Origin of the sequence: Sphingomonas desiccabilis (assembly GCF_004135605.1) — a bacterium.
In the GTDB taxonomy this organism is placed as follows: domain Bacteria; phylum Pseudomonadota; class Alphaproteobacteria; order Sphingomonadales; family Sphingomonadaceae; genus Sphingomonas; species Sphingomonas desiccabilis.
The window spans coordinates 867,507-892,768 of the sequence record NZ_SDPT01000001.1; the positions used below are offsets into that span (position 1 = coordinate 867,507).

The following is a 25,262-nucleotide window of genomic DNA, read 5'->3' on the forward strand; positions in this document are numbered from 1 at the left end:
TTGGGCGGTACTTGGCACGGTCTTGGGGAGGTGCCGGTTTCTCTCGTACCCCGGCGAAGGTTTCTCTCAGTACCCCGGCGGAGGCCGGGTTCCAGTTGGAGAGGGCGCAGTGGAGGTCCGCACCCTCGCAGCCGTACCCACCTGGGCCCCGGCCTTCGCCGGGTTACGAAGAAGGAGGGCCGTCCTCCGTGCTCCTGCGAAGGCAGGAGCCCAGGGTCACGGGCGCAACCGGGCGTTGCCCCGTCTGGCCCTGATTCCTGCCTGCGCAGAGATACGGTGGTGGGCGGTGAGAGGTCCCACATTCCGCCGAGGCCGCCTCACGGGGTACGCCAGCAGCCTACGCCACTGGCGCTCTCTCAAGCCGCCGGCAGCAGGATGCCGTGGTGCTTCTTGCCCGACGACAGACGCACGGGCGCCGAGACCGCGATCTGCATCGCCTCGTCGGTGATCTTCTCGCCGTCGACGCGAGCGCCGCCGCCCTTGATCAGCCGGCGCGCCTCGCCCTTGGAAGCGGCCAGGCCCAGCGCCACCAGCGCGTCGACCGCGGCGATGCTGCCCTCCGCCAGCTGGTGCGTGGGAAGCGCGTCGCCGGCCGCACCCTCTTCGAAGGTGCGGCGCGCGGTCTCGGCGGCCTGGGCCGCCGCATCCGCACCGCGGCACAGCGCGGTCGCGGCATCGGCCAGGATCTTCTTCGCCTCGTTGATCTCGGCGCCCTGCAGCGCCTCCAGCCGGGCGATCTCGTCCAGCGGCAGGTCGGTGAACAGGCGCAGTCGGGAGCCGACGTCGCGATCGTCGGTGTTCCGCCAGAACTGCCAATAGTCGAAGTGCGACAGCAGGTCCTCGTTCAGCCACACCGCGCCGCCCACGGTCTTGCCCATCTTGGTGCCGTCGGCGTTGGTGAGGAGCGGCGTCGTCAGGCCGAACACCGGCGTGCCGTCCACGCGGCGCGAGAGGTCCACGCCGTTGACGATGTTACCCCACTGGTCCGACCCGCCCATCTGCAGGCGGCAGCCGGCGCGGCGCGACAGCTCCAGGAAGTCGTACGCCTGGAGGATCATGTAGTTGAATTCGAGGAAGCTCAGCGACTGCTCGCGATCCAGGCGCAGCTTCACGGAGTCGAAGCTCAGCATCCGGTTGACGGAGAAGTGCTGGCCGATGTCGCGCAGGAACGGGATGTACTCGAGCTTGTCGAGCCACTCGGCATTGTCGAGCATAATCGCGTCGCTCGGCCCGTCGCCGAACGTCAGGAAGCGCTCGAACACGCGCTTGATCGAGGCGACGTTCGCCTGGATCGTCTCCTGCGTCATCAGCTTGCGCGCTTCGTCCTTGAAGCTGGGGTCGCCGATCTTGCCGGTGCCGCCGCCCATCAACACGATCGGCTTGTGGCCGGCACGCTGGAGCTGGCGCAGCATCATGATCGAGACGAGATGGCCGACGTGGAGCGACGAGGCGGTCGGATCGAAGCCGATATACCCCGGCACCACCTGGCTGGCGGCAAGCGCGTCGAGCGCCGCCGCGTCGGTCACCTGGTGGATGTAGCCGCGCGCGTCGAGCAGGCGGAGGAGGTCGGAGGTGTACTGGGTCATCGCTCGATCATTCTGCTGTTTGCGGGGCCTCCCTAGCCGCTCGGCGCCCGCGAAGTCGAGAAGATGCGATTTTCCGCACATGCGCGCCCCGTGCGCCTCTTGGCAGCGCCGCTGCGCCCGCCTAACCCGATGCCCATGCTTGCAGGGCTTATTTTCGCGACCGAGGACGCCGAGGGGCGCGCCGGCACGCTCGCCGCGACGCTGCCGTTCGGGGGCATGACGCTGATCGAATATCAGGCGCGGCTGCTCGCCGCAGCCGGCGTGGGACAGATGGTGGTGGCGGTGGGACGGGTGACGCCCGCACTGCTGGGTGCCGTCAGCCGCATCGCCAAGCGCGAGGTGACGGTCGACATCGTCCGCTCCGCCGAGGAAGCGTCCGCCAAGATCCATCCGCTCGCCACCGTCGTCGTGATCGCCGACGGGCTGGTGACCACCGACACGATGCTGCACGCGATGGCGGGCGAGGCGCCCGACGCGATCCTGGTCACGCCCGAGGCGGAGGCGAGCGGCGCGGTCGAGCGGCTCGACCGCGGCCAGTGCTGGGCGGGCGTCGCGACGCTCTCGGCGCAGCGGCTCGCCGAAGTGGCGGCGCTGCCCCGCGAATATGACTTCCAGTCCACCGTGCTCCGCATCGCGGTGGAGGCGGGCGCCCGCCACGTGGCGCTCCCTGCCTCCGCCCGCCGATCGGGCCATGGGGTGGAGCGCGACGCGGAGGTGCTGGCCGGGCGCAGCAACGACGTGCTGGGGGCGCTTGCCAACCAGCGCACCGGTTGGGCGGATCGCTGGTTCTTTACCCCGATCACCCGCTTCCTGCTGCCCCAGCTCGTGCGGCGCGAGGTGCCCGCCTGGGCGACCGCGGCGGCGGGCGGCGGCGCGGGGCTGCTCGCGCTGGGGACGCTGGGGCTGGGGCATCCGGCGCCGGGCATGCTGCTCGCCCTCCTATCCGTGATCCTGCTTTCGGCCGGATCGCTGCTCAGCTGGCTGCGGGGCGACAACGTCCGGGCGGGCCAGCAGGAGCGGGGCATCCTCCTGCTGGCGGTGCTCTCCGCGCTGCTGCTCGGCATCATCGCCTCGCTCGCCGCGGGCCACGCGACCCCGTTCGTGCTGGCGCTGTGGGGCGTGGCGAGCAACACCGTGGCCGATCGCGTGCCGGTGCGCCCGCGCCCCTGGTATGCGAGCGCCGCGTCGCAGGTGCTGCTGCTAACGCCGTTCGCGCTGGTGGGCCTAGCGACGCTGGGCCTGGCCTTTGCGACGCTGCACGCGGTCGTCAGCCTTGCCGCGGCGGTTGAAGCCAGCCGTCACAAGGCTTAGGTCGGTCTTAACGACCGCACGCTAGGCGAGGGTGCATGGCCGCCCGTTCGACCCAGATTGATCCCGATCCCGCAGCGCTGCTCTCCCATGCGGCGGCGCGCGGCATGCGTGCGCAGGTGCGGGCCGCACCGCCGGTGGCCGTGTTGTTCGCGCCGCCGTCCGACCCGCTCGACGATCGGACCCGCGCGGCGCTCTGCGACCGGCTGGAGCGGCTGGTCCGCACCTCGGCCGATCGGCTGGCCGAACTGGCGGCCGCGCGGCTGGATGCCGCCGCCGAGCCGGCGCTGGCCGCGCGCGTCCGAGGCGAGGCCGGACAGGTCTGGGACCGGCTGGCCGCGGTGCCGACGCTGTGGGACGAGACGCTGCTTGCCGAACTGCTGGCCGAGACGCGGCTGGCGCTGCTTGCCGCGGCGCTTCCGGTGCGCGCGCCCTTCAACCCCGACCAGCCGAGCCTGCTCGCGCGCCTGGCCCATTCCGATGATGCCATGATCGCCGAGGCGGCCAAGCTGCTGCTGCTCCATGGCAGCGGTGCCGAGTTCGCGACGCTCCAGCAGCTGTGCTGGCCGATCGCGGCGGCGCTGCGCCAGAATGCGACCGATCCGGAGGAGATCGCGCTGCTCGACCGCGCGCTGATCTCGGCGGTGGAGCAGCTGCGCGGGCAGGACAACGAGGCGCCGGCCGCAGCCCGGCTCGCACGCGCGCTGCGCCGCGACGTGGCCACGCTGCCGGAACTGATCGAACAGGCGCTCGCCGATCGCCGGCTCGAACTGGTGGTGGCGCTGATTGCGGACGCGGGGGGCCTCGGCCCTCGGGCGGTGCGGGACCTGGTGCTGGAACGGGATCCGGCGCCGCTCTGCATGCTCCTGCGCGCGCTAGACCTGCCGCGCGAGACGCTGGCACGCATCGGCTTCGCGCTGTGCGAGGCGGATCCGGCCCGGGACCTGGACGCGTTCGCCGACCTGATCGACACGGTCGCCGCGGTGCCCCTGCAGGCGGCATGGCGGGCGGTGGCCGCGATGGCGCTTCCCGCCGGCTATCGCACCGCGCTGCTCGCGCTCGGCGCGGAAGCAGGCGCATGAGCAGCTTCGACCGCTACCACCAGCCCGCGTCGGCGATGCTCGATGCCGAAGGGCGGCTGCGCCATGCCGAACCGCGGCTGGCGGGGCTGAACGCCCGTGCCGGCGGCGAGCCCGGCCAGCCGATCGCGGTGCCCGCCATGGCGGAGCTGGTGCGCATCAGCCGCCGCCTGGGCATCGACGTCGCACGCAGGATCCTCGTCGCCGATGGCGAGGACGACGTCGAGCTGTGGGTGCAGGTCGAACCCGATGGGGACGGCCTGCGGCTGACCGTCGGCGCCTGGGGGCTTGCGGGCGAAGGCGAGGGGGCGCACGACGATGCCGACGCCGCCGAGTTGCTGGCGCTCGATGCCGACTGGCGGTGGGAGGCCGATGGCGGGCTCCACCTGACCTATGTCTCGCCCGCCGCCGGTAGCCGCTTCGGCTTCGATGCGACGGACGTGCTTGGCCGCCCGCTCACCTGGCTGTTCCAGCTGACCGACGATGGCGAGGGCGGCTTCCCGATGCTGGGCGCGATGGCGTCGCAGCAGCCGTTCGAGGGACAATATGCGACGCTGCGCGATACCGGGCGCACGGTGCTGCTGTCCGGGGTGCCGCGCACCGACGCGGGCGGGCGCTTCGCGGGCTTCAACGGCGCTGCCCATGCCGTCGAGCCGGACGCGCCCGAGACGCAGCCGGAACCGCAGGGCCTGCCGCAGAACTTCGGCAAGCGGCTGCGCGAGGCGCTGCGCCACCCGCTCGACCAGATCGTAGCCCATGCCGACAGCATCAGCGCGCAGGCGGACGGGGCGCTGCTCCAGGACTATGCCGACTATGCCGGCGACATCGCGAGTGCCGGCCGCCACCTGATGGGCCTCGTCAACGACCTGGAGGACGTACAAGCCGTCGAGGATCCGGACTTCGCCATCGCCGTGGAGTCGCTGGACCTGGCCGACGTGACCCGCCGTGCGGCCGGGCTGCTGGCGGTGCGGGCGGAGCGGGCCGGGGTGACGATCGACCGTCCGGGCGCCCACGAGACGCTGGCGGCACGCGGGGAATTCCGCCGCGCGCTCCAGATCCTCGTCAATCTGATCGGCAATGCGGTACGCTATTCGCCGCCGGGCGCCACCGTGTGGGTGCGGCTGGAGCGCGAGGGGCAGATTGCCTGCGTGATCGTGGCCGACCAGGGCAAGGGCATCGCGCCCGAGGACCAGGCCCGCATCTTCGAGAAGTTCGAGCGGGTCGACCCGAGCGAGCAGGGCGGCAGCGGGCTGGGCCTCTACATCGCCCGGCGGCTCGCCCGCGCGATGGGAGGCGATATCGTGGTGGACAGCGCGCTGGGAGAGGGCGCCCGCTTCGTGCTGACCCTGCCGCTGGAGGAGTAGAAGGAGGCGCCCTGGGCTCAGCCGCAGCCCAGCACCGACTTCACCTCCAGATATTCGGCAATGCCGTGCGCGCCATATTCGCGGCCGTTGCCGGATCGCTTGTAGCCGCCGAACGGCATGTCGGCGTCCGGCACGCCGCCGTTCACATAGATCATGCCCGCGCGCAACCGGGGGACCAGCCGGCGGGTCTCCTCGGCCGCGCCGAACACGACTGCGGAGAGGCCATAGTCGGTGTCGTTGGCGATGTGGACGGCCTCTTCCTCGTCCGCATAGGCGATCACCGTCACGACCGGGCCGAAGATCTCCTCGCGCGCGATGGTCATGTCTGGGGTGACGCCAGAGAAGAACGTCGGGCGCACGTAGAAGCCGCGCTCGAAGCCCTCCGGGTGGCCGAGGCCGCCCACCTCCAGCGTCGCCCCCTCCGCAATGGCGCTCGCGATCAGCCGCTGGACCCGCTGCCATTGCGCCAGGTTCACCAGCGGGCCGATGTGATCGCCCGGTTCGCGCGGATCGCCGGGCCGGATCGCCGTCATCGCCTGCCGTGCGATCGCGACCGCCGCCTCCTGCTGGGCTGCCGGCACCAGCAGCCGGGTGGGGGCGAGGCAGCTCTGCCCGGAATTGAAGGCGACGCTGCCGACGGTCGCACGTATCGCGGCCTCCAGATCGGCGCTCGGCAGGACCAGTGCGGGTGCCTTGCCGCCGAGCTCCTGGTGGACCCGCTTCACCGTGGGCGCGGCGGCCTGCGCCACCGCGATGCCCGCGCGGGTGGAGCCGGTGAAGCTCACCACGTCGACCTGCGGATGAGCGGCAAGCGCCTCGCCGGTGACGCCATCCCCCTGGACCAGGTTGAACACGCCGGCGGGAACCCCGGCCTCGGCCATCACCTCGGCGAACAGCGCGGCACAGCTCGGCGCTTCTTCCGAGGGCTTGAGCACCATGGTGCAGCCGGCGGCGAGTGCGGGCGCGACCTTGGCCACGATCTGGTTCATGGGCCAGTTCCAGGGGGTGATCAGCGCCGCCACCCCGATGGGCTCGCGCAGGATCGCGTGGCGGCCGCGGCGTTCCTCCCATGCCACCTCGCCAAGGGCGCGAAGCGTCGCCCGCAGGTGATCGACGCCGGACATGGCCTGCGCGTCGCGCGCCATGCTCGCAGGACAGCCGACCTCGCGCGTCATGGCGGCGGCGAAGGCGTCCAGCCGCGCCTCGTAGCGGGCGAGGATCGCCTCCAGCAGCGCGGCGCGCTCGGCGACGCTGGTGCGCGAGAAGCCTTCGAACGCCCGCCGTGCGGCCGCAACCGCGCGGTCGATGTCGGCGGGGCTGCCCAGCGTCAGCTGGGCGCAAACCTCGCCGGTCGCGGGATCGCGTACCTGGGCAGGGCGTCCGCCGAGGCTTTCCACCCAATGGCCGTCGATGAAATGGGGAGTGCTGCGCATGTCGGGGTCCTTCCGGCCCCCGCGATGGCGTGCGATCGGCGCGGGGGCAAGTCGCGGCGCGCCGCCGCCGGCACGCAAAAGGGGCGCCCGGATCGCTCCGGACGCCCCCCGTGTTTGCCGATCGTGTGGACGATCAGGCCGAGTAGTACATGTCAAATTCGACCGGGCTCGGGGTCATCTCCCAGCGGGCGACCTCGGCACGCTTGACCTCGACATAGGCCTCGATCTGGTCTGCCGAGAAGACGTCGCCCTTCAGCAGGAAGTCGTGATCGGCTTCCAGGCTGTCGAGCGCCTCACGCAGCGACCCGCAGACGGTCGGGACCTGCGCGAGCTCTGCCGGCGGCAGGTCGTACAGGTTCTTGTCCATCGCCTCGCCCGGGTGGATCTTGTTCTGGATGCCGTCGAGGCCGGCCATCATCAGCGCCGCATAGGCGAGATAGGGGTTGGCCATCGCATCCGGGAAGCGGATCTCGACGCGCTTCGACTTGGGCCCGGTGCCGTACGGGATGCGGCACGATGCCGAGCGGTTGCGCGCCGAATAGGCGAGCAGCACCGGCGCCTCATAGCCCGGCACCAGCCGCTTGTAGCTGTTGGTCGACGGGTTGGTGAAGGCGTTCAGCGCCTTGGCATGCTTGATGATGCCGCCGATGAAGTAGAGGCAGGTGTCCGACAGACCCGCATAGCCCTCGCCCGCGAACAGGGGATTGCCCTCGTTCCAGATCGAGAAGTGGGTGTGCATGCCCGAGCCGTTATCTTCCTTGATCGGCTTGGGCATGAAGGTCGCGGTCTTGCCGTACGCATGCGCAACCTGGTGCACGACATACTTGTAGATCTGCATGCGGTCGGCAGTGGTGGTCAGCGTGCCGTAGGTCAGGCCCAGCTCGTGCTGCGCGGCCGCCACCTCATGGTGGTGCTTGTCGCAGGGGAGGCCCATTTCGAGCATGGTGGAGACCATCTCACCGCGGATGTCGACGGCGCTGTCGACCGGCGCGACCGGGAAATAGCCGCCCTTGGCGCGCGGACGGTGGGCCATGTTGCCCGACTCATATTCGCGGCCGCTGTTGGTCGGCAGCTCGATGTCGTCCAGCTTGTAGTAGCTGCTGGAGTAGGTGTTCTCGAACCGGACGTCGTCGAACATGAAGAACTCGGCCTCGGGGCCGACATAGACGGTGTCGCCGATGCCGGTGGTCTTGAGGTAGGCCTCGGCCCGCTTGGCGGTCGAGCGCGGGTCGCGCGCATAGAGTTCGCCGGTCGACGGCTCGACCACGTCGCAGAAGACGATCAGCATCGGGGTGGCCGAGAAGGGATCGACGTACACCGCGTCCAGATCGGGCTTGAGCACCATGTCGGACTCGTTGATCGCCTTCCAGCCCTCGATCGAGGAGCCGTCGAACATCAGGCCGTCGGTCAGCTCGTCCTCGCCGAGGATCGACGCCACCATCGACAGGTGCTGCCACTTGCCCTTGGGATCGGTGAAGCGGAGGTCGACCCACTCGATCTCCTCGTCCTTGATCTTCTTGAGGATCGTGCTGGCGGTATTGGCCATGGAACTAAGCCCTTTCTGGATAAAACCATTACCCCGCGAGGCGCCCCCCCGCGGCGGATTCCGTGCAATGCGTCGAAAGAAATGTCCGGTCAGATGGCGTCTTCGTTCCGCTCTCCGGTGCGGATGCGAAGCGCCGTCTCCACGGGGATGACGAAGATCTTGCCGTCGCCGATGCGGCCGGTCTGGGCAGCGCCCGCGATCGCCTCCACCACGCGCTCGGCGAGGCCGTCCTCGACGACCACCTCCAGCTTCACCTTGGGGAGGAAGTCGACGACATATTCGGCGCCGCGATAGAGCTCGGTATGGCCCTTCTGGCGGCCGAAGCCCTTGGCTTCGGTGACGGTGATGCCACTCACGCCGACCTCGTGCAGCGCCTCCTTCACCTCATCCAGCTTGAACGGCTTGATGATGGCCTCGATCTTCTTCATGCCTCGCGTAATCCCCCCGGCCGAACACGGCCACGCATACAGCTGCCGACAATCAAGAACCGTGCCAGAGCACGAATCATGGGGGTGAGCATCCCCGATCCGGCTGCGCCTGTCGATCCTGCCCGCCTTTTCGGCAGAACGCCGGAAAGTGCCTGGTTTTTGTGCAGGCGGAGAGCGGGGGGCCGTCTGGCCTCGTGCGAACTCTCATCGCCGCGGACCTCCAGCGGAAGTATCCGCTGGAAGATCCTCCATTTCAGGCTCGGGCTTTACTTGCCGATGTAGTCTTTTTCTGTGCAAACTGGCCGCATGAAGAGGGCGCTGCTGTTCATGAGCCTGGTGGTGCCCTTAAATACGGCATCGTCGCAGTCGTTTTCGCCGCCTCAGCCGCCGTCGTGGCAGCTGGTCGCCTGGATGCCCGGGGAGGTGCGCTGCGGCGGCACCGCCATCGCGGCGGCCGGGGTACGGCGTCCGTTCACGGCCATTCGCTGGGGCACCGGCCACGCCACCCCGGCAGCGGCGACCTATCGCTTCCGCATCGATGCCGCCGGTCGGCCGCTGTCGATCCGCCGGGAGGGGATGGCGGCACCGTGGAGCGAGGATGTCGCGCCCTCCCTCGCCGCCAGCCGGTTCGCGGCGGGCGCGCCGCAGGCGGACTGCACCATCCGCTACACGCTGCGCGCGACCCCGCCCGAGGAGACGCCGGTCGGGGACCTGATCTCCTATTCGCTCACGCCGCAGTCCGGGAAATTGCCGCCCGACGGCTGGGCCCGGATCCAGTCGCCCACGGCGTCGTGCCTCGCGGAACCGCGGCCCAGGCCGCTGGTCGCGGCCTATCCCAATTTCGACACGCTGCCGGCCACGCCGGGCGTGAAGCACTGGACGATGGTCGCCTATGACCAGGATAGTCGTGGGCGGCCGATCCATGTCCGCACGACACAGGGCACGGGGAGTGCAGCGCTGGATCGCGCGGCGGTGAGGGCGATGCGCAAGTCCCGCTTCACCGGCGGCGCCACTACCGGCTGCCTCTATCCCTATTGGCGGGCGCCGATCACCCTTGCCGCCCCGGAGCCGCCTGCCCAGGATGCCCTGCGCCCCGTCGACGGCAACTGCCCGCATTCGGACGATTGGACCACGCCGCCGACGCTGCGCTATCCGGCCGCCTACCAGCGGCGCGCCATCGAGGGCTGGGCGGTCGTCGCGTTCGACGTGGCGTCCTGGGGGGAGCTCGGCAATCTGCGCGTGCTGGCGAGCGAACCGACGGCGGATTTCGGCGAGCAGGCGATCCACGTCCTGCGTTCGGCGCGCAAGCCGGCGTCCGCGACCGGGCGCTCGGGCTGCGTCGACCGGGTGATCTTCAAAATGGGCTATGGTGGCTTCCCGCCTGCCGAAGATCCGGCCTGAGGGGGCGGGGCGACGTCTCTGTTCTTCGTCCCCGGTTCGTGCGACCAGCCGATACCCCTTTGCCTTGGGTGAAAAGAAGATGAGCATTCCGACCGCAGCGTTCCTTGCACTCGCGCTGCAATCCCGGGCGGCGGCGCCTGCCCCCGCGGTCGCGCCCGGCACGATCGCCGTCGAGGTGGCCGAGGATGCCTCCGCGACCGATCGGCTGTTCACGGATGCGGTCACCCGCGCGCTTTCCGACGCGCGCTTCGTTCCGCTGCCGCTCGACAGCCACAGCCGCTACGTCGCGCGCGTGACGGTTACGCGCACCGAGAGCGGCACGGTGGCCGCGAATGCGAAGGAGCCGCCGGCGATGGCGGCGATGGGCCAGGTGTTCGTGCCGCTGCCCTCGGGCAAGAGCCAGATCCGTGGTCTGGTGGCGACCGACCTGACGGTCGACATCCTGCTGCGCGGCGGGGATGCGCCCGTCTGGAGCGGCCGCGCTTCCACCGTGCAGGTGGAGGGAAGCGCGGCCGATGCCGCCGAAGCGGTCGCGACGAAGCTCGCTTCCGCGCTGATGCGCCAGTTCCCGCGGCGCGATCCCGTCTCGGTGCCGTGATCGACCCAGGGGCGGTGCCGTCGGGTGAGGGAGTGCGCCGGCCGGAACGGTGATCGATCGTCCGCGGCCGGGCCGGCGCAGGGCTATGCCGCCAGCCGGGTCGCATCCTCCCGGCCGGCGATGAGCGCGTCGACCACGCCCGGATCGGCGAGCGTGGAGGTGTCCCCCAGGCTGCCGAAGTCGTTCTCGGCGATCTTGCGCAGGATGCGGCGCATGATCTTGCCCGATCGCGTCTTGGGCAGCGACGGGGTGAACTGCAGCGCGTCGGGCGTGGCGATCGGTCCGATCTCGCGCCGGACCCACTGGATCAGTTCCTTGCGGAGCGCGACATCGCCTTCCTCGCCGGCGTTCAGCGTCACATAGGCGTAGATGCCCTGGCCCTTCACGTCGTGCGGCATGCCGACCACCGCCGCCTCCGCGACCTTGGCATGCGCCACCAGCGCGCTCTCCACCTCGGCGGTGCCCATGCGGTGGCCCGAGACGTTGATGACGTCGTCGACACGGCCGGTGATCCAGTAATAGCCGTCGGCGTCGCGGCGGCAGCCGTCCCCGGTGAAATACTTGCCCGGATAGGTGGTGAAATAGGTCTGGAAGAATCGGTCGGCGTCGTTCCAGACGGTGCGCATCTGCCCCGGCCAGCTGTCCGCGATCACCAGATTGCCCTCGGTCGCGCCCTCCAGCACCACGCCTTCGGAATCGACCAGCTGCGGCATCACCCCGAACAGCGGCTTGCTTGCCGAACCGGGCTTGAGCGGCGTCGCGCCGGGCAGCGGCGTGATCATGTGGCCGCCGGTCTCGGTCTGCCACCAGGTGTCGACGATCGGGCAGCGGCTGTCGCCGACGACACGGTAATACCACTCCCACGCCTCCGGATTGATCGGCTCGCCGACCGAGCCCAGCACGCGCAGCGACGCGCGGCTGGTCTTCGTCACCCATTCGTCCCCCTCGCGCATCAGCGCGCGCAAGGCGGTCGGCGCCGCATAGAAGCTCGTCACCTGGTATTTGTCGACGATCTGCCAGAAGCGCGAGAAGTCGGGGTAGTTGGGCACGCCCTCGAACATCAGCGTCGTCGCACCGTTCGCGAGCGCCCCATAGACGATGTAGCTGTGTCCCGTGACCCAGCCCACGTCGGCCGCGCACCAGAACACCTCGCCCGGGCGATAGTCGAAGACGTACTGGTGCGTCATCGATGCCCACACCAGATAGCCGCCGGTGGTGTGCAGCACGCCCTTGGGCTTGCCGGTCGAGCCCGAGGTATAGAGAATAAACAGCGGCTTTTCCGCGCCCATCGGCTCGGGCGGGCAGTCGGTAGATTCCGCCTGGACGACATCGTGGTACCAGAGGTCGCGGCCCTCCTGCATCGCCACCTCGGCGCCGGTGCGGCGCACGACGATCACCGTCTCGACGATCTTGCCGGCATCTTCCCCCAGCGCCGCGTCGACATTGGCCTTGAGCGGCACGCGCTTGCCGCCGCGCAGGCCCTCGTCGGCGGTGATGACCAGCTTCGACCCGCAATCCTGGATGCGGTTGGCCAGGCTGTCGGGGGAGAAGCCGGCGAAGACGATCGAATGCACCGCGCCGATCCGCGCGCAGGCGAGCATCGCGAACGCGGCTTCCGGGATCATCGGCAGATAGATGGTGACCCGGTCGCCCTTCTTGACGCCCGCCGTCTTGAACGCGTTGGCGAGGCGGCTGACCTCGTCCTTCAGCTCGCCGTAGCTGATCTTGCGCTCTTCGCCGGGCGTATCGCCTTCCCACAGGATGGCGACGCGATCCGGGTTCTTGGCGGCATGCCGGTCGACGCAATTCTCGGCCACGTTGAGGATACCATCCTCATACCAGCGGATGTGGAAGTCGGCTTCCTCGAACGAGGTGTCCTTGATCCGCTTGGGAAAGCGCACCCAGTCGAGCCGCTCGGCCTCGCGCGCCCAGAAGCCGTCGGGATCGGTCGCGGCCTCCGCGTACATGGCGGCGTAGCGGTCCTGGTCGATCAGCGCCCTTTCGGCCCATTCGGCCGGCACGGGGTAGCAGGACTGGGTCATCATCCTCTCCATTCTCTTCGGTTCGAACGCGCCGCCAGCGGGCATGTCGCCACGACCGGACGGGGCCGGCGCGCGACCGGTGTCCCCGCCATTCTCCCGCGCCCGCGCCCCCGGGCGCAAGACCAAAATGGGACGAAGGGAGCGGATGGAAGGATCAGCGATTCGCGACCGGCCGGCGTGGGGCTGCGATTTTCCGGATCCGGCCGATCAAGTGGCTCGACCCGCAATTCGAATGCCGCCACCATGGCCGAAACCGGGTCCGGGGCGTGCGCGGCGCCCCGGCAGCCGACCGGCGATGGCCCCGCAGAAAGGGTCACGCCGCGCATCGCGAACCGAAGGAGAGGGGCAGCACATGGCGACCGCACAGGGGGACATTCCCAAACACCACCCTGCCACCCAGGGCGAGAAGCTCGTCATCGCGGCGTCCTCGCTGGGCACGGTGTTCGAGTGGTATGATTTCTACCTCTACGGCCTGTTGGCGACGATCATCACCGCCCAGTTCTTCTCCGGCGTGAACGAGACCACCGGGTTCATCTTTGCCCTGGCCGCGTTTGCGGCGGGCTTTGCGGTGCGGCCGTTCGGGGCGCTGGTGTTCGGGCGGATCGGCGACATGGTGGGCCGCAAGAACACCTTTCTCGTCACCATGGGCATCATGGGCCTGTCGACCTTCATCGTCGGCCTGTTGCCGAGCTATGCCACCGCAGGCGTCGCGGCGCCGATCGCGCTGGTCGTGCTGCGGCTGCTCCAGGGGCTGGCCTTGGGCGGCGAATATGGGGGTGCCGCCACCTATGTCGCGGAGCATGCGCCCAACAACAAGCGCGGCCTCTACACCAGCTTCATCCAGACGACGGCGACCTTCGGTCTGTTCGCGGCGCTGCTGATCGTGATCGGGACCCGCTTTGCGGTCGGCGAGGAAGCGTTTGCGAGCTGGGGATGGCGGGTGCCGTTCCTGATCTCGATCGTGCTCCTCGCGGTGTCGATGTGGATCCGCCTGCAGATGAGCGAGAGCCCGGTGTTCCAGCGGATGAAGGCCGAGGGCAAGACCTCCAAGGCGCCGCTGACCGAGGCGTTCGGCACCTGGCGCAACCTGAAGGTGGTACTGGTGGCGCTGCTCGGCGCGGCGATGGGGCAGGGGGTGATCTTCTACACCAGCCAGTTCTACGCGCTGTTCTTCCTGGAAAAGACGCTGCGGGTGGACGGGGCCACGGCCAACATCCTGGTGGCGGTCGCGCTGCTGATCGCGACGCCGGCGTTCGTCTTCTTCGGCTGGCTGTCCGACAGGATCGGCCGCAAGCCGGTGCTGCTGAGCGGCTTCCTGCTGTCGGCGCTGCTCTATTATCCACTGTTCCAGGCGATGTCGCATGCCGCCAACCCGGCGCTGTATGAGGCGCAGCGGACGACGCCGGTGTCGGTGGTGGCGGACCCGAACGAATGCTCGGTCCAGTTCGACCCCGTGGGCAAGAACAAGTTCGACAGCAGCTCGTGCGACATCGCCAAGGCCTATCTGGCCAAGGCAGGCATCTCCTACAGCAACGTCGTCGCGCCGGCGGGAACGATCGCCAGCATCCATGTCGGCGGGCAGGTGCTGCCGGCGGTGGACCCGGCGGCGGTGACCGGCCCCGCCCGTGCCGATGCGATCAAGGCCTATGGCGCGAGGGTGCAGCAGGCGCTCACTGCCGCCGGCTACCCGGCTGGGGCGGCCGATCCGGCGCGGATCGACAAGCCGATGGTGGTCGGCATCCTGATCGTCCTCGTGCTGCTGGTGACCATGGCCTATGGCCCGATCGCGGCGCTGCTGGTCGAGCTGTTCCCGACCCGGATCCGCTACACCGCCATGTCGCTGCCCTATCACATCGGCAACGGCTGGTTCGGCGGCTTCCTGCCGACCACGGCGTTCGCGATGGTGGCTGCCACCGGCAACATCTACTACGGCCTGTGGTATCCGATCGTGATCGCCGCCGTGACGCTGGTGGTCGCGCTGCTCTTCCTGCCCGAGACCTTCCGCCGCGACATCGACTCCTGATCCGCGGCAGGAGGCGGGATCGGGCGGTCGCGAGGGCCGCCCCTTCTTCCTTCCTGGCACGGCGCGTTGACCAACGCCCGGCCGCTGCCTACCTCCGAACCCCATGAACCGCCCCGTTCCGGATCGACGAACCGCATGAGCGCCCCTTCCATCGTGCTCGTCGAGGACGACGCCGCACTCCGCACGCTGACCGCCCGCGCCCTCCAGGAGAACGGGTATCTCGTCCGCACCGCATCCGCGGCGCAGGAGATGTGGGAGGCGCTGGACGCGCATCCTGCCGACCTGGTGCTGCTGGACATCATGCTTCCGGGCCCCAGCGGGATCGAGCTCTGCCGGCAGCTGCGCGAGCGCAGCAACGTCGCGATCATCTTCATCAGCGCCAAGGGCAACGAGTCCGACCGGGTGGCCGGCCTGGAGCTCGGCGCCGACGACTATCTGCCCAAGCCGTTCAGCACCCGCGAACTGCTGGCGCGCGTCCGCGCGGTGCTGCGGCGCGGCGGCCGCGAGGTACCCCCAGGCGCGCGGGAGGAGGGGCTTCGCCGCTTCGACGGGTGGACGATCGACCTGCGGCGTCGCGAGACCCGCTCCCCCACCGGCGCGGTCGTCGACCTGACCGGCGCGGAGTTCGACCTGCTGGCCGTGCTGCTCGACCATGCCCAGCGCGTGATCGCGCGCGAGCGGCTGATCGAGCTGTCCCGCACCCGCCTGGGCGACAGTTCGGACCGCAGCATCGACGTGCTGGTCAGCCGTCTGCGCCGCAAGCTCTCGGGCGCCGGCGGCAGCGCGCCGATCATCACGGTGCGCGGCGTAGGCTACATGCTCAACGTGCCGGTGGAGCGCGCTTGACCGGATTCGCGCGCTTCGTGCACCCGTCCTTCGGGCTGCTCGGCCGCATCGTTGCGATCCTGCTGCTCACCACCGCGCTCGAGTTCGGCGTCAGCACGCTGCTGTACGAGCGCGCGAGCCAGTTTTCGGTCCGTGACGACGAGGCACGGCGGCTGGCCGAGCACCTCGTGATCGCACGCCGGCTGATCGCCGAGAGTCCGCCCCCGCGCCGCGAGGCGATGGCGGCCGAACTCACCACCGACCGCTACGAGCTGCGCTGGAGTCCGGAGCTGCCGGCCCCCGCACGCATCTCCCCGTCGCTGGACGGGATGCGCGAGCAGGTCCTGGATTGGGAGCCGTCGCTGGCGACCTCGGACCTGCGGTTGCGGCTGACCTCGCCCGGGCGCAGTTCGGTCGTCACCGGGGGATTGCGCCTGCCGGACGGCAGCTGGCTGCATTTCCGCACCCTCGAATCACTGCGCACGCTCAACCTCGCGTGGGAGCGGGTGCTGCTGGCGCTGATCCCGGCGATCGCGCTGATCGTGATCGGCGGCCTGCTGGTGCGGCGCACGCTGCTGCCGATGCGCCAGCTGGCGACCGCCGCCGACCGGGTGGGCCGCAGCGGTCCCGAAGGGGCGCCGATCCGCGTGTCCGAGGCGGGGCCCGGGGAGGTGCGCCGCGTGGTGGCGGCCTTCAACCGCATGCAGGCGCGCATCCACCGGCTGATCGACGATCGCACCCGCGCGCTGGCGGCGGTGGGCCACGACCTGCGCACGCCGCTGGCCCGGTTGCGGCTGCGTGCCGAGCGGGTGGCGGACGACGAGCTTCGCGAGACGCTCGATTCGGACCTTGCGGAGATGGAGGCGATGATCGCCTCGCTGCTCGCGTTTCTGGGAGGGGAGGGCGAGCCCGAGCAGCCCGTGCTGATCGACCTGGCGGTGCTGAGCGCGACGGTGGCGGACGAGGCGGCCGACCTCGGCCAGAACGTGACCTATGATGGGCCGGACCATTTCGAGTGCCGGCTGCGTCCGTCGGGGATGAAGCGCGCGCTGGTGAACCTGGTCGAGAATGCGGTGCATCACGCGGATACCGTCTGCATCCGCCTGGCGGTGCAGGACGAGGCGGTGGTGCTGTCGGTCGAGGACGACGGGCCGGGTATTCCGGAGGACTCGCTGCCGCTGGTGCTGGAGCCGTTCGTCCGCCTGGACACCGCCCGCAAGCGCGACACGATCGGCTTCGGCCTGGGGCTGTCGATCGTCGTGCGGGCGGTGGAGGCAGAGGGCGGGCAGTTCCACCTGTCGAACCGCCCAGCCGGCGGGCTGTGCGCGGAAATCCGCCTGCCGCTACCGGGCGCTGCCTGACGGACCGGCCGGTCAGCCGAGCGTGCGGCGGACCAGCACCAGCGTCGGATCGTCCTCCAGCGGATGGGCGGTGAAGCCCATTTCCTGCTCCAGCTCGATGGCGGCACGATTCTCGCGCGCCTCGATCGATTCCAGCGTCCGGATGCCGCGCGCTTCGGCATAGGCGGCGATGTGCTCGAGCAGCGTCCAGCTGATCCCGCGGCGCTTGTGGTCGGTGCGGATCGAGATCGCGACCTCGCCCCGCTCCAGCTGCGGATCGGCCGCGAGCATGCCGGTGGCGAGGATGCGGCCCTGGTCGTCGAGCGCCAGGAAGTTCTCGGTGCGGTCATGGTCGACCGCGGTCATCGCGACGAGCCGGTCGTGGCCCACCTTGTCGAGCGCGATCAGGAAGCGGAAGCGGATGTCGTCTTCGGAAACATGGCGGAAGAATTCGGCAAGCCGCTCCTCGTCGCCGGGACGAGCCGGACGGACGTGGAAGGTGAAGCCGCTCCGCGTCGTCAGCGATCCCGTCCATCGATCGGCGTTCGCCACCGGCTGCCCGGTGCCGACCCGCGCCATGTCTTCGCTGTTGTGATCGCTCATTCTGGCCTCTCCCTCGTTGCGGCGCGCCTTGCCGGGGCGTGTGCGCCAGCATGCCCCAAGCCCTGGTCCATGCCGACAAGCCCAGGCTAGGGGATGCGGCGACCCGCGGCCAGCCCGCGATGGACGGCTTTGCCGCGGCTGCCCTTGTCCTGGCGCAAGGAACGCCGCAGCCGAAGCGGCGGCGCCCCGCCATCAGAGATAGGGCGGCTTGGTGTATCCGGCCGGGCTGAGCGTGAAGATCTCGCAGCCGTCCTCGGTGATGCCGATCGAATGCTCGAACTGCGCGGAGAGCGAGCGGTCGCGGGTCACCGCCGTCCAGCCGTCGTCCAGCACCTTCACGTCCGGCTTGCCGATGTTGATCATCGGCTCGATCGTCAGGATCATGCCCGGCTTGAGCTCCGGCCCGGTGCCTGGACGCCCGGCATGCACCACCTCCGGCGCGTCGTGGAACAGCCGGCCCACGCCATGTCCGCAGAAGTCCCGCACCACGCCATAGCGATGGGCCTCGGCATGCTGCTGGATCGCATGGGCGACATCGCCCAGCCGGTTGCCGGGCCGCGCCTGCTCGATGCCCAGCATCAGGCAGTCGTAGGTCACCTCGACCAGCTTGCGCGCCTTGATCGGCACGTTGCCGACCAGATAGGTGCGGCTGGTGTCGCCGTGCCAGCCGTCGAGCAGCGGCGTCACGTCGATGTTGGCGATGTCCCCATCCTTGAACACGCGGTCGGACGGGATGCCGTGGCACACGACATGGTTGATCGAGATGCAGGTCGAATGGGTGTAGCCGCGATAGCCCAGCGTCGCCGGCACCGCGCCCGCATCGTCGATCATGCGGAAGATCATCGCGTCGATCTCGGCGGTGGAAACGCCCGGGACCACGTGCGGCGTCACCGCGTCGAGCACTTCGGCCGCCAGGCGCCCCGCCTTGCGCATGCCCTCGAACGCTTCGGGGCCATGCAGCTTGATGGCGCCAGTGCGCGCCAGGGGAGTGTCGGCGGTGACGGTTACATATTCGGTCATGCCCCGCGATATAACCGCTCGGGTGCCGCTTTGCGAGGGCGGGGACGGGCGCTATGCAGGGCACATGACCGTGCGCACCTGGACCGCCGCCCTGCTCGTCATCGGGGACGAGATTCTTTCCGGACGGACGCAGGACCGCAACGTGGCCCAGCTCGCGTCCTGGCTGAACGTCCAGGGCATCCGCCTCGCCGAGGTGCGGATCGTGCCCGACCGGCAGGCGGCGATCGTGGAGGCGCTCGATGCGCTGAGGACGCGCAACGACTATTGCTTCACCACCGGCGGCATCGGGCCGACGCATGACGACATCACGGTGGACGCGGTGGCGGCGGCGCTGGGCGTCCCCGTGGTCGTCCATCCCGAGGCGCAGGCTATGCTGGAGGCGCATTATGCCGGGCGCGGGGGGGTCAACGAAGCGCGGCTGCGCATGGCGCGGGTGCCGGAGGGGGCGACCCTGATCGCCAACAGCCAGTCGGGCGCGCCGGGTATCCGCGTCGGCAACCTCTTCATCCTGGCCGGGGTGCCGCATATCGCCGCGGCGATGCTCGACGCGCTGACCGGTACGCTGGAAGGTGGGCTGCCGGTGCTTTCCGCGACGCTCGGCTGCTGGGTGGGGGAGAGCGAGGTCGCCGAACTGTTGCGCGAGGCGGAGCGTAGCCACGCTGGCGTCTCGATCGGGAGCTACCCCTTTTTCCGCGAAGGCAGGGTGGGCGCCAATTTCGTGGTCCGCGCCACCGAGCAGCCGTTGCTGGACGCCTGCGTCGAAGACCTAGCGGCGCGGCTGGTCGCCGCCGGCTACGCGGTGGTGACGGGCGGCATCTGAAGGCGGAGCGCGGCGTCCGGACGGGCGCCGCGCTCCGCTCCCCTCAGAACCCGGAAAGCTGGAACGTGATGGAGGCTTGCTCGGCGGTGCAGGCCAGGCCGCCGCTCGGCCGGTAGCTGCTCTCGTACCGCGCGCCCCGGAATACCCCGGCTGCCGCTTCGTTGAAGACGAAGGGCGGGTAGGCGGCGATGACCCGCGGTGCGATGGTGCGTCCGTCGGCGGCGATGTCGAACTCGGTCATTCCCCAGCCCTCGAAGCCCATCCGCTGAGCTTCCATCGGATAGTCGCTGCTCGACACGCCCGAGCGGCGCATCGCCGGCTTCAAGCCGATCAGCGCGCACTGACCCTCGTCCAAGCCGGTCCGGTCGAACCTGGCGCGGGCCGCGACCAGATCGCCCTTGTCCGCCAGGATCGTCGCCTGTTGCAGCAGGGCGTTGACCTTGAGCGGGTGCTGCGCCGGAAGCGAAGACGCTTCGGTGACGCTCTCCAGCAGCGCCATCGCATCGGCCGGGCGCGACTGGCGGTAGCCGGGAACCGCGACCAGCAGCCGCAGTGTCGCCGCACTCAGTGGGTCGGACGCAACGGCCGGAACAGACAGAAGCGTCCGGAGCCCCGTTCGGTCGCGCTTGCCCCAATCGCGATCCGCATAGGTCCGCTTGACGGTGAGATAGGTACTGGCCGCGACCGGCGCCTGCGCTGCAGCCGCAGACCGCATCGCTTCGTCGAGCGCATCGGTCCGTTCCTTGTCCGCGGCGGCGCGGTTGTCGCCAAGCGCCGCCAGCGCCTGGATCAGCGCCAAGCGGTCGCCGGAGGCGCGTGCCTGCTCTACGGCCGGACGGATCAGCGCGATGGCAGCGGCGTCGGGCATGCCGGACCAGGCCGGCTCGCGCTTCCCCGCCCCGGCGAGCCAGGCGTGGAACTGCTCTGCCAGCGGGGCGGTCAGGTCCGGACGCTCGCCCACGCGGGTGCAGCGAAGCTCGACACGGGTGGCAAAGCGGAACAGCGGCGGCACCGCCTTGGCATCCTCCGGCTTCCACGACCATTCCGACACCGCCTGTGCAAAGGCGATCGCGACGTTCCGGCCGCCCGTGGTGTAGATCGGCAGCACGCCAGAGATGGCGCCATCCTCGCCCAGCGAGAACTCGACGATCGCGAAATCCTCGGGCTTCAGCCCGGTGGCGCCCCCGCACAGCGGCGGCTGCATGCTGGCGGCGCGGCTGAACGGCGTGTCGCGCATGCGCCCGGCGCCGGTGTAGGCCAGATAGCGGCGAGCGCCTTCCTTGTCGCCGTTCAGCATGGCGGCGATCGCTAGGTCGGACCGGGTGACGATGTCGCTGATGTCGACCCGGTTGGTGAGCCCGCCCTGGTTCTTCAGGCCTTCCTTCAGCTCCGCATAGGCTTCCTTCAACTGCCCCTGGTTGAGCAGCGTGCGGCCATAGATCGTCTGAACGGCGGCCTTGCTGTCCTTCGACATGGTGGGGTCGGCGAACACGATGCTGCGCGCCTCGGCAGCGTAGCGCACGGCCGCGCCATCGCCGTCGAAGGACAGGGTCTGCCCCAGCTGCATCAGCGGCTTGATGCGGTCGGCCCCTTGGGAGCGTTGCAAGGCCTCGCGATAGGCCGTGGCCGCCCCGGCATAGTCGAAGCGCCGCATCAGCACGCCGCCGAGCGCCATCTGACCGTCGCGCACGTCCTTGGTGAACTCCACACCCTGAGCCGTCAGGACGGGCAGGCCGCGGCGGAGCGCCGCTTCGCCCTCTTCCACCCGGCCGAGGGAGATCAGGCACGCGCCCTTGCGCACGTCGATCGCACCGGTGAGCAGCGCGTTCTTCCTGCCTTGTGGTCGCGCCTCGATCGATGCGTAGTCACGGACCGCATCTTCGCACTTGCCGTTGGCAGCCGACTCGTTCGCGCGATCGAACAACTGCTGCAGGTTGGTCGCAGGTGCAGGTGCCGCAGCGGCTTGACCTGCCGCAAGTACGTGCAGAATAGTTGCGAGCATTGGTGTTTTTCCCCCCGCCATCACGAAAGCATGAGACGAAGCATCGTGTCGACCGCATTTTTCTTTACGCGTCGGCTTCATGCTGTTCTCGCGGGCGTGGTCCTGTTGTCGGCCACCTCGGCAGCGGGCGAGCCGCCCGCATATCCGACGCGAACCGTGCTGCTGTTCGTGGCCGGCTGGTGCGCGCCGTGCCGTGCGGAACTGCAGCAGTTGCCGCAGATCACCGCCGCCGCGCGCCCGTATCGAGTGCTGGTCGTGCCGGTCGACAGCGGCAGGCGGGTCGAACAGATGCTGGCGGGGGTTCCCGCCGTCCAGCGCTGGCGGCCGCAAGGGGAAGGGTGGACGCGCGTGCAAGCGGACCTTCTCTCCGCAACCGCAGGGCTTCCCTACAGTGTCGCGCTCGGTGCCGACGGCCGGCCCTGCGCGAGCAGCCGGCGCGGTCTGGATCCCGCGCGGGCGGCGGACCTGGTCTCCCGCTGCGAGGCGAGCCTCTGACCGGTCGGGCAGGCTGTTCCACGGACGCGCCAGCGACGAAGAAAGTCTCGCAAAGTACCGACTCGACACGCGTCCTGTCCCTTGGCAAGTTGCGCGCAGAAAAGAAGGAGATAGGGGATGGGTGCCATTCTTCGTGTCGCGCGTGCGGTCTTGCACGCGCCGCGTCGCTACTTCGACCAGGCGCTACGGGCGCCCGATCCCGGCCAGTGCCACTGCGGCGCGCAGGCCGAAGTGGGTCGCACCAAATGCCATGAGTGCTGGCTGGAGGAATAAGGCGGCACGAAGGTTCGCTTCGGCCGGCGATCGCGTCCCGGCGTGCGAGGCCGGCCCCGCCGTTTTGCGTGCGCCAGCGGCTGAGCGGAGGGGCGATCGCACGCCGCGCCTGTCTCCTGCCACGCGCCGCCACGCGTCTTTGCGCGAGGTGGCAGCAACGATGCGGGCGCGCTTCCGCCCGGGAGCGGCCTTTGGCGGGTACACGGGATGGCTTGCGCCGAATCATTTGGCGGCCTAATGCCGGCACAGCCGTATCCGGTGGTGTCTTCGCCGCCTGGATCGGAACTGCCGAAGGGCAGGAACTTGTTGCTTTGTCAGCAGGTCGCGGGTGTAGCTCAATGGTAGAGCAGAAGCTTCCCAAGCTTACGACGAGGGTTCGATTCCCTTCACCCGCTCCATGCCTCTCCGTCGCATCGCTGGCTTAGCCCCTTAGGGTGGCCGTCACTGGCCGCGGGCCTGCCCCGCCAGCGCGAGGATGCGGTGGGCTTCCTCCAGGTGCAGCCGCTCGACCATCGCTCCACCCAGGCGGATAGCGCCTTTTCCGGTGGCGTCCGGCGTCGCGAAGGCGTCGACGATCGCCCGTGCCTGCGCGACCTGCTCGTCGGTAGGGGAGAAGGCGACGTTGCAGGCGGCGATCTGGCGCGGGTGGATCAGCGTCTTGCCGTCGAAGCCCATGGCGGCGCCCTGGCGACACACCGCCTCGAACCCCGCATCGTCGTCGATCGCGTTGTGGACGCCGTCGAGCACCGTCAGCCCCCAGCCGCGCCCGGCGGCGAGCGCGAGGCTCAGCAGCGGCAGCAGCTCGGCGCGATCGGGGGAGAGCCGGCAGCGCAGTTCCTTGGCAAGGTCGTTGGTGCCGATCACGAACGCCTGGAGCCGCATGCGCTCGGCAGCCGCGGCGATGGCGCCGAGGGCGGGGATGGCGCGGCAGGTCTCGATCATCGCCCAGATCGGGGCGCGCTGCAGCTGTGCCTGGACCGCATCGATGTCGGCCGCGGCATTCACCTTGGGGACCAGCACGGCGTCGAAGGGGGCACTGCCGGCGGCGGCGAGGTCGTCGGCTGCCCAGGGGCTGTCGAGGCCGTTGACGCGCAGCACCAGCTCGCGCGCGCCGAAGCCGCCCGTGCGGGCCGCCGCGACTGCCGCCTCCCGCGCCGCCTGCTTCTGCTCGGGCGCGACCGCATCCTCCAGGTCGAGGATCACGACGTCGCAGGGAAGGGTGCGTGCCTTCTCGATCGCGCGCGCGTTCGACGCCGGCAGGAACAGCGCGCTGCGGCGGGGGCGAAGGTCGCTCACGCCGGCCGTGCGGGCAGCAGCAGCGAGGCGTCGCCATAGCTGTAGAAGCGATAGCCGCTCGCGATCGCATGCGCGTACGCCGCCTGCATCCGCTCCAGCCCCATCAACGCCGACACCAGCATGAACAGCGTCGAGCGCGGCAGGTGGAAGTTGGTCATCAGCCCGTCGATGCCGCGGAAGCGATAACCCGGCGTGATGAAGATGGCGGTATCGCCCTCGAACGGACGGATGATGCCGTCCTCTCCGCTCGCGCTTTCGATCAGGCGCAGGCTGGTGGTGCCGACCGCGATCACGCGTCCGCCGTCGCGCCGCACCTGGTTGAGCCGTTCGGCCGTCTCCGCGTCGAGCCGGCCCCACTCCGCATGCATGCGGTGCTCGTCCGTGTCCGACGCCTTGACGGGCAGGAAGGTGCCGGCACCGACATGCAGCGTGAGCGTCGCGTGGCCGATGCCGCGTGCCTCCAGCGCCGCCATCAGCCCGGGCGTGAAGTGGAGTGCTGCGGTGGGGGCGGCGACGGCACCGGCCTCGCGCGCGAACAGCGTCTGGTAATCCTCGGCATCCCGTGCGTCGGTCGAGCGCTTGGAGGCGATGTAGGGCGGCAGCGGCATGCGGCCGGCGCGCTCCAGCAGCAGTTCGACCGGCTCGTCGCCCGCGAACTCCAGCAGCACGCTGCCGTCGTCGCCGCGCTCGCCGGCAGCCGCGGTGACGCCGGCGCCAAAGTCGATGACGTCGCCATCGCGCAGGCGGCGGGCGTTGCGGACAAAGGCGCGCCAGGCGCGCGGCCCTTCGCGCTTGTGGAGGGTGGCACCGATCCGCGCCTCGCCGCGGCGGCCCTCCAACTGCGCAGGGATGACGCGCGTGTCGTTGAACACCAGCAGGTCGCCGGGGCGCAGCGCGTCCGGAAGATCGGTGACGACCGCGTCGCGGGTGGTGGCGCCGTCGAGCACCAGCATGCGCGCGGCATCGCGCGGCGCCGCCGGGCGAAGCGCGATGCGCTCCGCCGGCAGCTCGAAGTCGAAATCGTCTACGTTCATCTCAGGTCCGCCGAATGCCCGGCGCTTGCCTCAGCGCTTGGCGGGGCCGGACGGCAGCGTCAGGTTCTGGTCCTCGGCCGGCACGGCGGGGGCGGCGGGCGCCGCCTGGTACGGCGGGGGATTGTCGGAGGCGATATAGGCGTGGATCACGCGGGTCGGGTTCGCCGGCGGCTCGCCGCGCTGGATCGCGTCGACATACTGCATGCCCTCGAGCACGCGGCCGAACACCGTGTACTTCTTGTCGAGGGCCAGGCGCGGCGCGAGCATGATGTAGAACTGGCTGTTGGCGCTGTTCTCGTCCTGCGCGCGCGCGGCGGCGACGGCGCCGCGGACGTGGGGAAGATAGTTGAACTCCTTCTCCAGGTCCGGAAGCTCCGAGCCGCCGGTGCCGTCGCCCTTCGGGTCGCCGCCCTGCGCCATGAAGCCCTCGATCACGCGGTGGAAGGGCAGGCCGTCGTAGAACTTCTGGCGGGTGAGCGTCTTGATCCGCTCGACCGCCTTGGGGGCCACGTCGGGGCGCAGCCAGACGGTGACGCGGCCACCGCTCGACAGGTCGAGCAGCCAGAGATTTTCCTTGTCCGTGGTCGCGGGCGGTGCCGCGCGGCCGGGAACATCGATCAGCTGGGCTGCGGCCGGCAGCGCGAACAAGGACGCGAACAACGCGAAAACAACGGCAAACAGGCGCATTTCCACCCCGGGGATAAGTTCTCGGCCAGCGGCTTAGAGGATTTCCCGCGGCGGGGGTA

General features: G+C 69.9%; 22 protein-coding genes and 1 tRNA gene. 12 read left to right on the forward strand and 11 right to left on the reverse strand.

The genetic code is table 11. From position 1 onward, the window contains the following. Positions 1 to 356: 356 nt before the first annotated feature. Entirely contained in the window at positions 357 to 1,586 is a 1,230-nt protein-coding gene (gene tyrS / locus EO081_RS04195; RefSeq protein ID WP_129340646.1) for a tyrosine--tRNA ligase, read from the reverse strand. A gap of 129 nt (positions 1,587 to 1,715) precedes the next feature. Here tyrS and EO081_RS04200 point away from each other — a divergent pair, with 129 nt between their 5' ends. From EO081_RS04200 to EO081_RS04210, 3 genes are read left to right on the forward strand one after another with little or no spacing between them, the layout of a single operon-like run. Continuing rightward, entirely contained in the window at positions 1,716 to 2,897 is a 1,182-nt protein-coding gene (locus EO081_RS04200; RefSeq protein ID WP_129340647.1) for a hypothetical protein, read from the forward strand. 35 nt (positions 2,898 to 2,932) lie between these two features. Further along, the gene (locus EO081_RS04205) at positions 2,933 to 3,976 is read left to right on the forward strand and encodes a DUF2336 domain-containing protein (RefSeq protein ID WP_129340648.1); all 1,044 of its coding nucleotides are present in this window, start codon (positions 2,933 to 2,935) and stop codon (positions 3,974 to 3,976) included. Then, positions 3,973 to 5,337 carry a PAS domain-containing sensor histidine kinase gene (locus EO081_RS04210; protein ID WP_240697529.1) on the forward strand — a complete coding sequence of 455 codons (1,365 nt, stop codon included), beginning with the start codon at positions 3,973 to 3,975 and terminating at the stop codon, positions 5,335 to 5,337. Before EO081_RS04205 ends, EO081_RS04210 begins: the two co-directional genes overlap by 4 nt. A gap of 17 nt (positions 5,338 to 5,354) precedes the next feature. Here EO081_RS04210 and EO081_RS04215 read toward each other — a convergent pair whose 3' ends face one another. The 3 genes from EO081_RS04215 to EO081_RS04225 all read right to left on the reverse strand — a co-directional run bounded on the left by EO081_RS04215 (position 5,355) and on the right by EO081_RS04225 (position 8,744). Next, on the reverse strand, positions 5,355 to 6,770 hold the full coding sequence (locus EO081_RS04215) for an aldehyde dehydrogenase family protein (protein ID WP_129340649.1): 1,416 nt from the start codon (positions 6,768 to 6,770) through the stop codon (positions 5,355 to 5,357). A 133-nt stretch (positions 6,771 to 6,903) separates the two neighbouring features. After that, complete coding sequence (gene glnA / locus EO081_RS04220; RefSeq protein ID WP_129340650.1) at positions 6,904 to 8,316, reverse strand: type I glutamate--ammonia ligase; 1,413 nt, start codon at positions 8,314 to 8,316, stop codon at positions 6,904 to 6,906. An 89-nt stretch (positions 8,317 to 8,405) separates the two neighbouring features. Then, on the reverse strand, positions 8,406 to 8,744 hold the full coding sequence (locus EO081_RS04225) for a P-II family nitrogen regulator (protein ID WP_129340651.1): 339 nt from the start codon (positions 8,742 to 8,744) through the stop codon (positions 8,406 to 8,408). A gap of 306 nt (positions 8,745 to 9,050) precedes the next feature. Here EO081_RS04225 and EO081_RS04230 point away from each other — a divergent pair, with 306 nt between their 5' ends. After that, positions 9,051 to 10,145 carry an energy transducer TonB gene (locus EO081_RS04230; protein WP_240697530.1) on the forward strand — a complete coding sequence of 365 codons (1,095 nt, stop codon included), beginning with the start codon at positions 9,051 to 9,053 and terminating at the stop codon, positions 10,143 to 10,145. A gap of 79 nt (positions 10,146 to 10,224) precedes the next feature. Next, entirely contained in the window at positions 10,225 to 10,743 is a 519-nt protein-coding gene (locus tag EO081_RS04235) for a hypothetical protein (RefSeq protein ID WP_129340652.1), read from the forward strand. Between the two features lie 83 nt (positions 10,744 to 10,826). On the opposite strand, the gene acs is transcribed toward EO081_RS04235, so the two are convergent. Continuing rightward, positions 10,827 to 12,785: an acetate--CoA ligase gene (gene acs, locus EO081_RS04240; protein WP_129340653.1), complete on the reverse strand. Its 1,959-nt coding sequence runs from the start codon at positions 12,783 to 12,785 to the stop codon at positions 10,827 to 10,829. 352 nt (positions 12,786 to 13,137) lie between these two features. Between acs and EO081_RS04245 the strand changes: the two genes are divergently transcribed. The 3 genes from EO081_RS04245 (at position 13,138) to EO081_RS04255 (ending at position 16,994) form a co-directional block, all read left to right on the forward strand. Next, entirely contained in the window at positions 13,138 to 14,808 is a 1,671-nt protein-coding gene (locus tag EO081_RS04245; RefSeq protein WP_129340654.1) for an MFS transporter, read from the forward strand. 135 nt (positions 14,809 to 14,943) lie between these two features. Continuing rightward, positions 14,944 to 15,654 carry a response regulator gene (locus EO081_RS04250; protein ID WP_129340655.1) on the forward strand — a complete coding sequence of 237 codons (711 nt, stop codon included), beginning with the start codon at positions 14,944 to 14,946 and terminating at the stop codon, positions 15,652 to 15,654. Beyond that, positions 15,651 to 16,994 (forward strand): ATP-binding protein, encoded by a 1,344-nt coding sequence (locus EO081_RS04255; RefSeq protein ID WP_240697531.1) that lies wholly within the window; start codon positions 15,651 to 15,653, stop codon positions 16,992 to 16,994. Before EO081_RS04250 ends, EO081_RS04255 begins: the two co-directional genes overlap by 4 nt. 12 nt (positions 16,995 to 17,006) lie before the next feature. On the opposite strand, the gene EO081_RS04260 is transcribed toward EO081_RS04255, so the two are convergent. Then, positions 17,007 to 17,576, reverse strand: a complete 570-nt coding sequence (locus EO081_RS04260; RefSeq protein WP_240697532.1) for a GNAT family N-acetyltransferase — start codon at positions 17,574 to 17,576, stop codon at positions 17,007 to 17,009. A 192-nt stretch (positions 17,577 to 17,768) separates the two neighbouring features. Continuing rightward, the gene (map, locus tag EO081_RS04265; RefSeq protein WP_129340656.1) at positions 17,769 to 18,596 is read right to left on the reverse strand and encodes a type I methionyl aminopeptidase; all 828 of its coding nucleotides are present in this window, start codon (positions 18,594 to 18,596) and stop codon (positions 17,769 to 17,771) included. 64 nt (positions 18,597 to 18,660) lie between these two features. On the opposite strand from map, the gene EO081_RS04270 reads away from it, so the two are divergent. Continuing rightward, positions 18,661 to 19,416 (forward strand): competence/damage-inducible protein A, encoded by a 756-nt coding sequence (locus tag EO081_RS04270; RefSeq protein WP_129340657.1) that lies wholly within the window; start codon positions 18,661 to 18,663, stop codon positions 19,414 to 19,416. A 43-nt stretch (positions 19,417 to 19,459) separates the two neighbouring features. On the opposite strand, the gene EO081_RS04275 is transcribed toward EO081_RS04270, so the two are convergent. Then, positions 19,460 to 21,418, reverse strand: a complete 1,959-nt coding sequence (locus tag EO081_RS04275) for an energy transducer TonB (protein ID WP_165284494.1) — start codon at positions 21,416 to 21,418, stop codon at positions 19,460 to 19,462. Between the two features lie 45 nt (positions 21,419 to 21,463). On the opposite strand from EO081_RS04275, the gene EO081_RS04280 reads away from it, so the two are divergent. From EO081_RS04280 to EO081_RS04285, 3 genes are all read left to right on the forward strand, one after another. Next, positions 21,464 to 21,913, forward strand: a complete 450-nt coding sequence (locus EO081_RS04280) for a TlpA family protein disulfide reductase (protein ID WP_165284495.1) — start codon at positions 21,464 to 21,466, stop codon at positions 21,911 to 21,913. A gap of 117 nt (positions 21,914 to 22,030) precedes the next feature. After that, the gene (locus EO081_RS16775) at positions 22,031 to 22,186 is read left to right on the forward strand and encodes a hypothetical protein (RefSeq protein ID WP_165284497.1); all 156 of its coding nucleotides are present in this window, start codon (positions 22,031 to 22,033) and stop codon (positions 22,184 to 22,186) included. 324 nt (positions 22,187 to 22,510) lie between these two features. After that, positions 22,511 to 22,584 (forward strand) — tRNA-Gly (locus tag EO081_RS04285). Positions 22,585 to 22,627: 43 nt separating this feature from the next. On the opposite strand, the gene EO081_RS04290 is transcribed toward EO081_RS04285, so the two are convergent. The 3 genes from EO081_RS04290 to EO081_RS04300 are packed head-to-tail and all read right to left on the reverse strand — an operon-like array spanning position 22,628 to position 25,203. Then, positions 22,628 to 23,482 carry an HpcH/HpaI aldolase/citrate lyase family protein gene (locus tag EO081_RS04290; protein WP_129340660.1) on the reverse strand — a complete coding sequence of 285 codons (855 nt, stop codon included), beginning with the start codon at positions 23,480 to 23,482 and terminating at the stop codon, positions 22,628 to 22,630. Continuing rightward, positions 23,479 to 24,516: a tRNA preQ1(34) S-adenosylmethionine ribosyltransferase-isomerase QueA gene (gene queA / locus EO081_RS04295; protein ID WP_129340661.1), complete on the reverse strand. Its 1,038-nt coding sequence runs from the start codon at positions 24,514 to 24,516 to the stop codon at positions 23,479 to 23,481. The genes EO081_RS04290 and queA overlap by 4 nt, the downstream gene beginning before the upstream one ends. Positions 24,517 to 24,546: 30 nt before the next feature. Next, positions 24,547 to 25,203 carry a peptidylprolyl isomerase gene (locus tag EO081_RS04300; protein WP_129340662.1) on the reverse strand — a complete coding sequence of 219 codons (657 nt, stop codon included), beginning with the start codon at positions 25,201 to 25,203 and terminating at the stop codon, positions 24,547 to 24,549. Between the last annotated feature and the right edge of the window lie 59 nt (positions 25,204 to 25,262).

What these genes read in the sequence shown, in the direction of transcription:
- EO081_RS04225 (WP_129340651.1), bottom strand. Translation starts at nt 8,744, where the DNA reads ATGAAGAAGATCGAGGCCATCATCAAGCCGTTCAAGCTGGATGAGGTG.
- EO081_RS04210 (WP_240697529.1), top strand. Translation starts at nt 3,973, where the DNA reads ATGAGCAGCTTCGACCGCTACCACCAGCCCGCGTCGGCGATGCTCGAT.
- tyrS (WP_129340646.1), bottom strand. Translation starts at nt 1,586, where the DNA reads ATGACCCAGTACACCTCCGACCTCCTCCGCCTGCTCGACGCGCGCGGC.
- EO081_RS04260 (WP_240697532.1), bottom strand. Translation starts at nt 17,576, where the DNA reads ATGAGCGATCACAACAGCGAAGACATGGCGCGGGTCGGCACCGGGCAG.
- EO081_RS16775 (WP_165284497.1), top strand. Translation starts at nt 22,031, where the DNA reads ATGGGTGCCATTCTTCGTGTCGCGCGTGCGGTCTTGCACGCGCCGCGT.
- EO081_RS04200 (WP_129340647.1), top strand. Translation starts at nt 1,716, where the DNA reads ATGCCCATGCTTGCAGGGCTTATTTTCGCGACCGAGGACGCCGAGGGG.
- EO081_RS04275 (WP_165284494.1), bottom strand. Translation starts at nt 21,418, where the DNA reads ATGCTCGCAACTATTCTGCACGTACTTGCGGCAGGTCAAGCCGCTGCG.
- EO081_RS04270 (WP_129340657.1), top strand. Translation starts at nt 18,661, where the DNA reads ATGACCGTGCGCACCTGGACCGCCGCCCTGCTCGTCATCGGGGACGAG.
- EO081_RS04300 (WP_129340662.1), bottom strand. Translation starts at nt 25,203, where the DNA reads ATGCGCCTGTTTGCCGTTGTTTTCGCGTTGTTCGCGTCCTTGTTCGCG.
- EO081_RS04215 (WP_129340649.1), bottom strand. Translation starts at nt 6,770, where the DNA reads ATGCGCAGCACTCCCCATTTCATCGACGGCCATTGGGTGGAAAGCCTC.
- acs (WP_129340653.1), bottom strand. Translation starts at nt 12,785, where the DNA reads ATGACCCAGTCCTGCTACCCCGTGCCGGCCGAATGGGCCGAAAGGGCG.
- map (WP_129340656.1), bottom strand. Translation starts at nt 18,596, where the DNA reads ATGACCGAATATGTAACCGTCACCGCCGACACTCCCCTGGCGCGCACT.
- queA (WP_129340661.1), bottom strand. Translation starts at nt 24,516, where the DNA reads ATGAACGTAGACGATTTCGACTTCGAGCTGCCGGCGGAGCGCATCGCG.
- EO081_RS04230 (WP_240697530.1), top strand. Translation starts at nt 9,051, where the DNA reads ATGAAGAGGGCGCTGCTGTTCATGAGCCTGGTGGTGCCCTTAAATACG.
- glnA (WP_129340650.1), bottom strand. Translation starts at nt 8,316, where the DNA reads ATGGCCAATACCGCCAGCACGATCCTCAAGAAGATCAAGGACGAGGAG.
- EO081_RS04205 (WP_129340648.1), top strand. Translation starts at nt 2,933, where the DNA reads ATGGCCGCCCGTTCGACCCAGATTGATCCCGATCCCGCAGCGCTGCTC.
- EO081_RS04235 (WP_129340652.1), top strand. Translation starts at nt 10,225, where the DNA reads ATGAGCATTCCGACCGCAGCGTTCCTTGCACTCGCGCTGCAATCCCGG.
- EO081_RS04250 (WP_129340655.1), top strand. Translation starts at nt 14,944, where the DNA reads ATGAGCGCCCCTTCCATCGTGCTCGTCGAGGACGACGCCGCACTCCGC.
- EO081_RS04245 (WP_129340654.1), top strand. Translation starts at nt 13,138, where the DNA reads ATGGCGACCGCACAGGGGGACATTCCCAAACACCACCCTGCCACCCAG.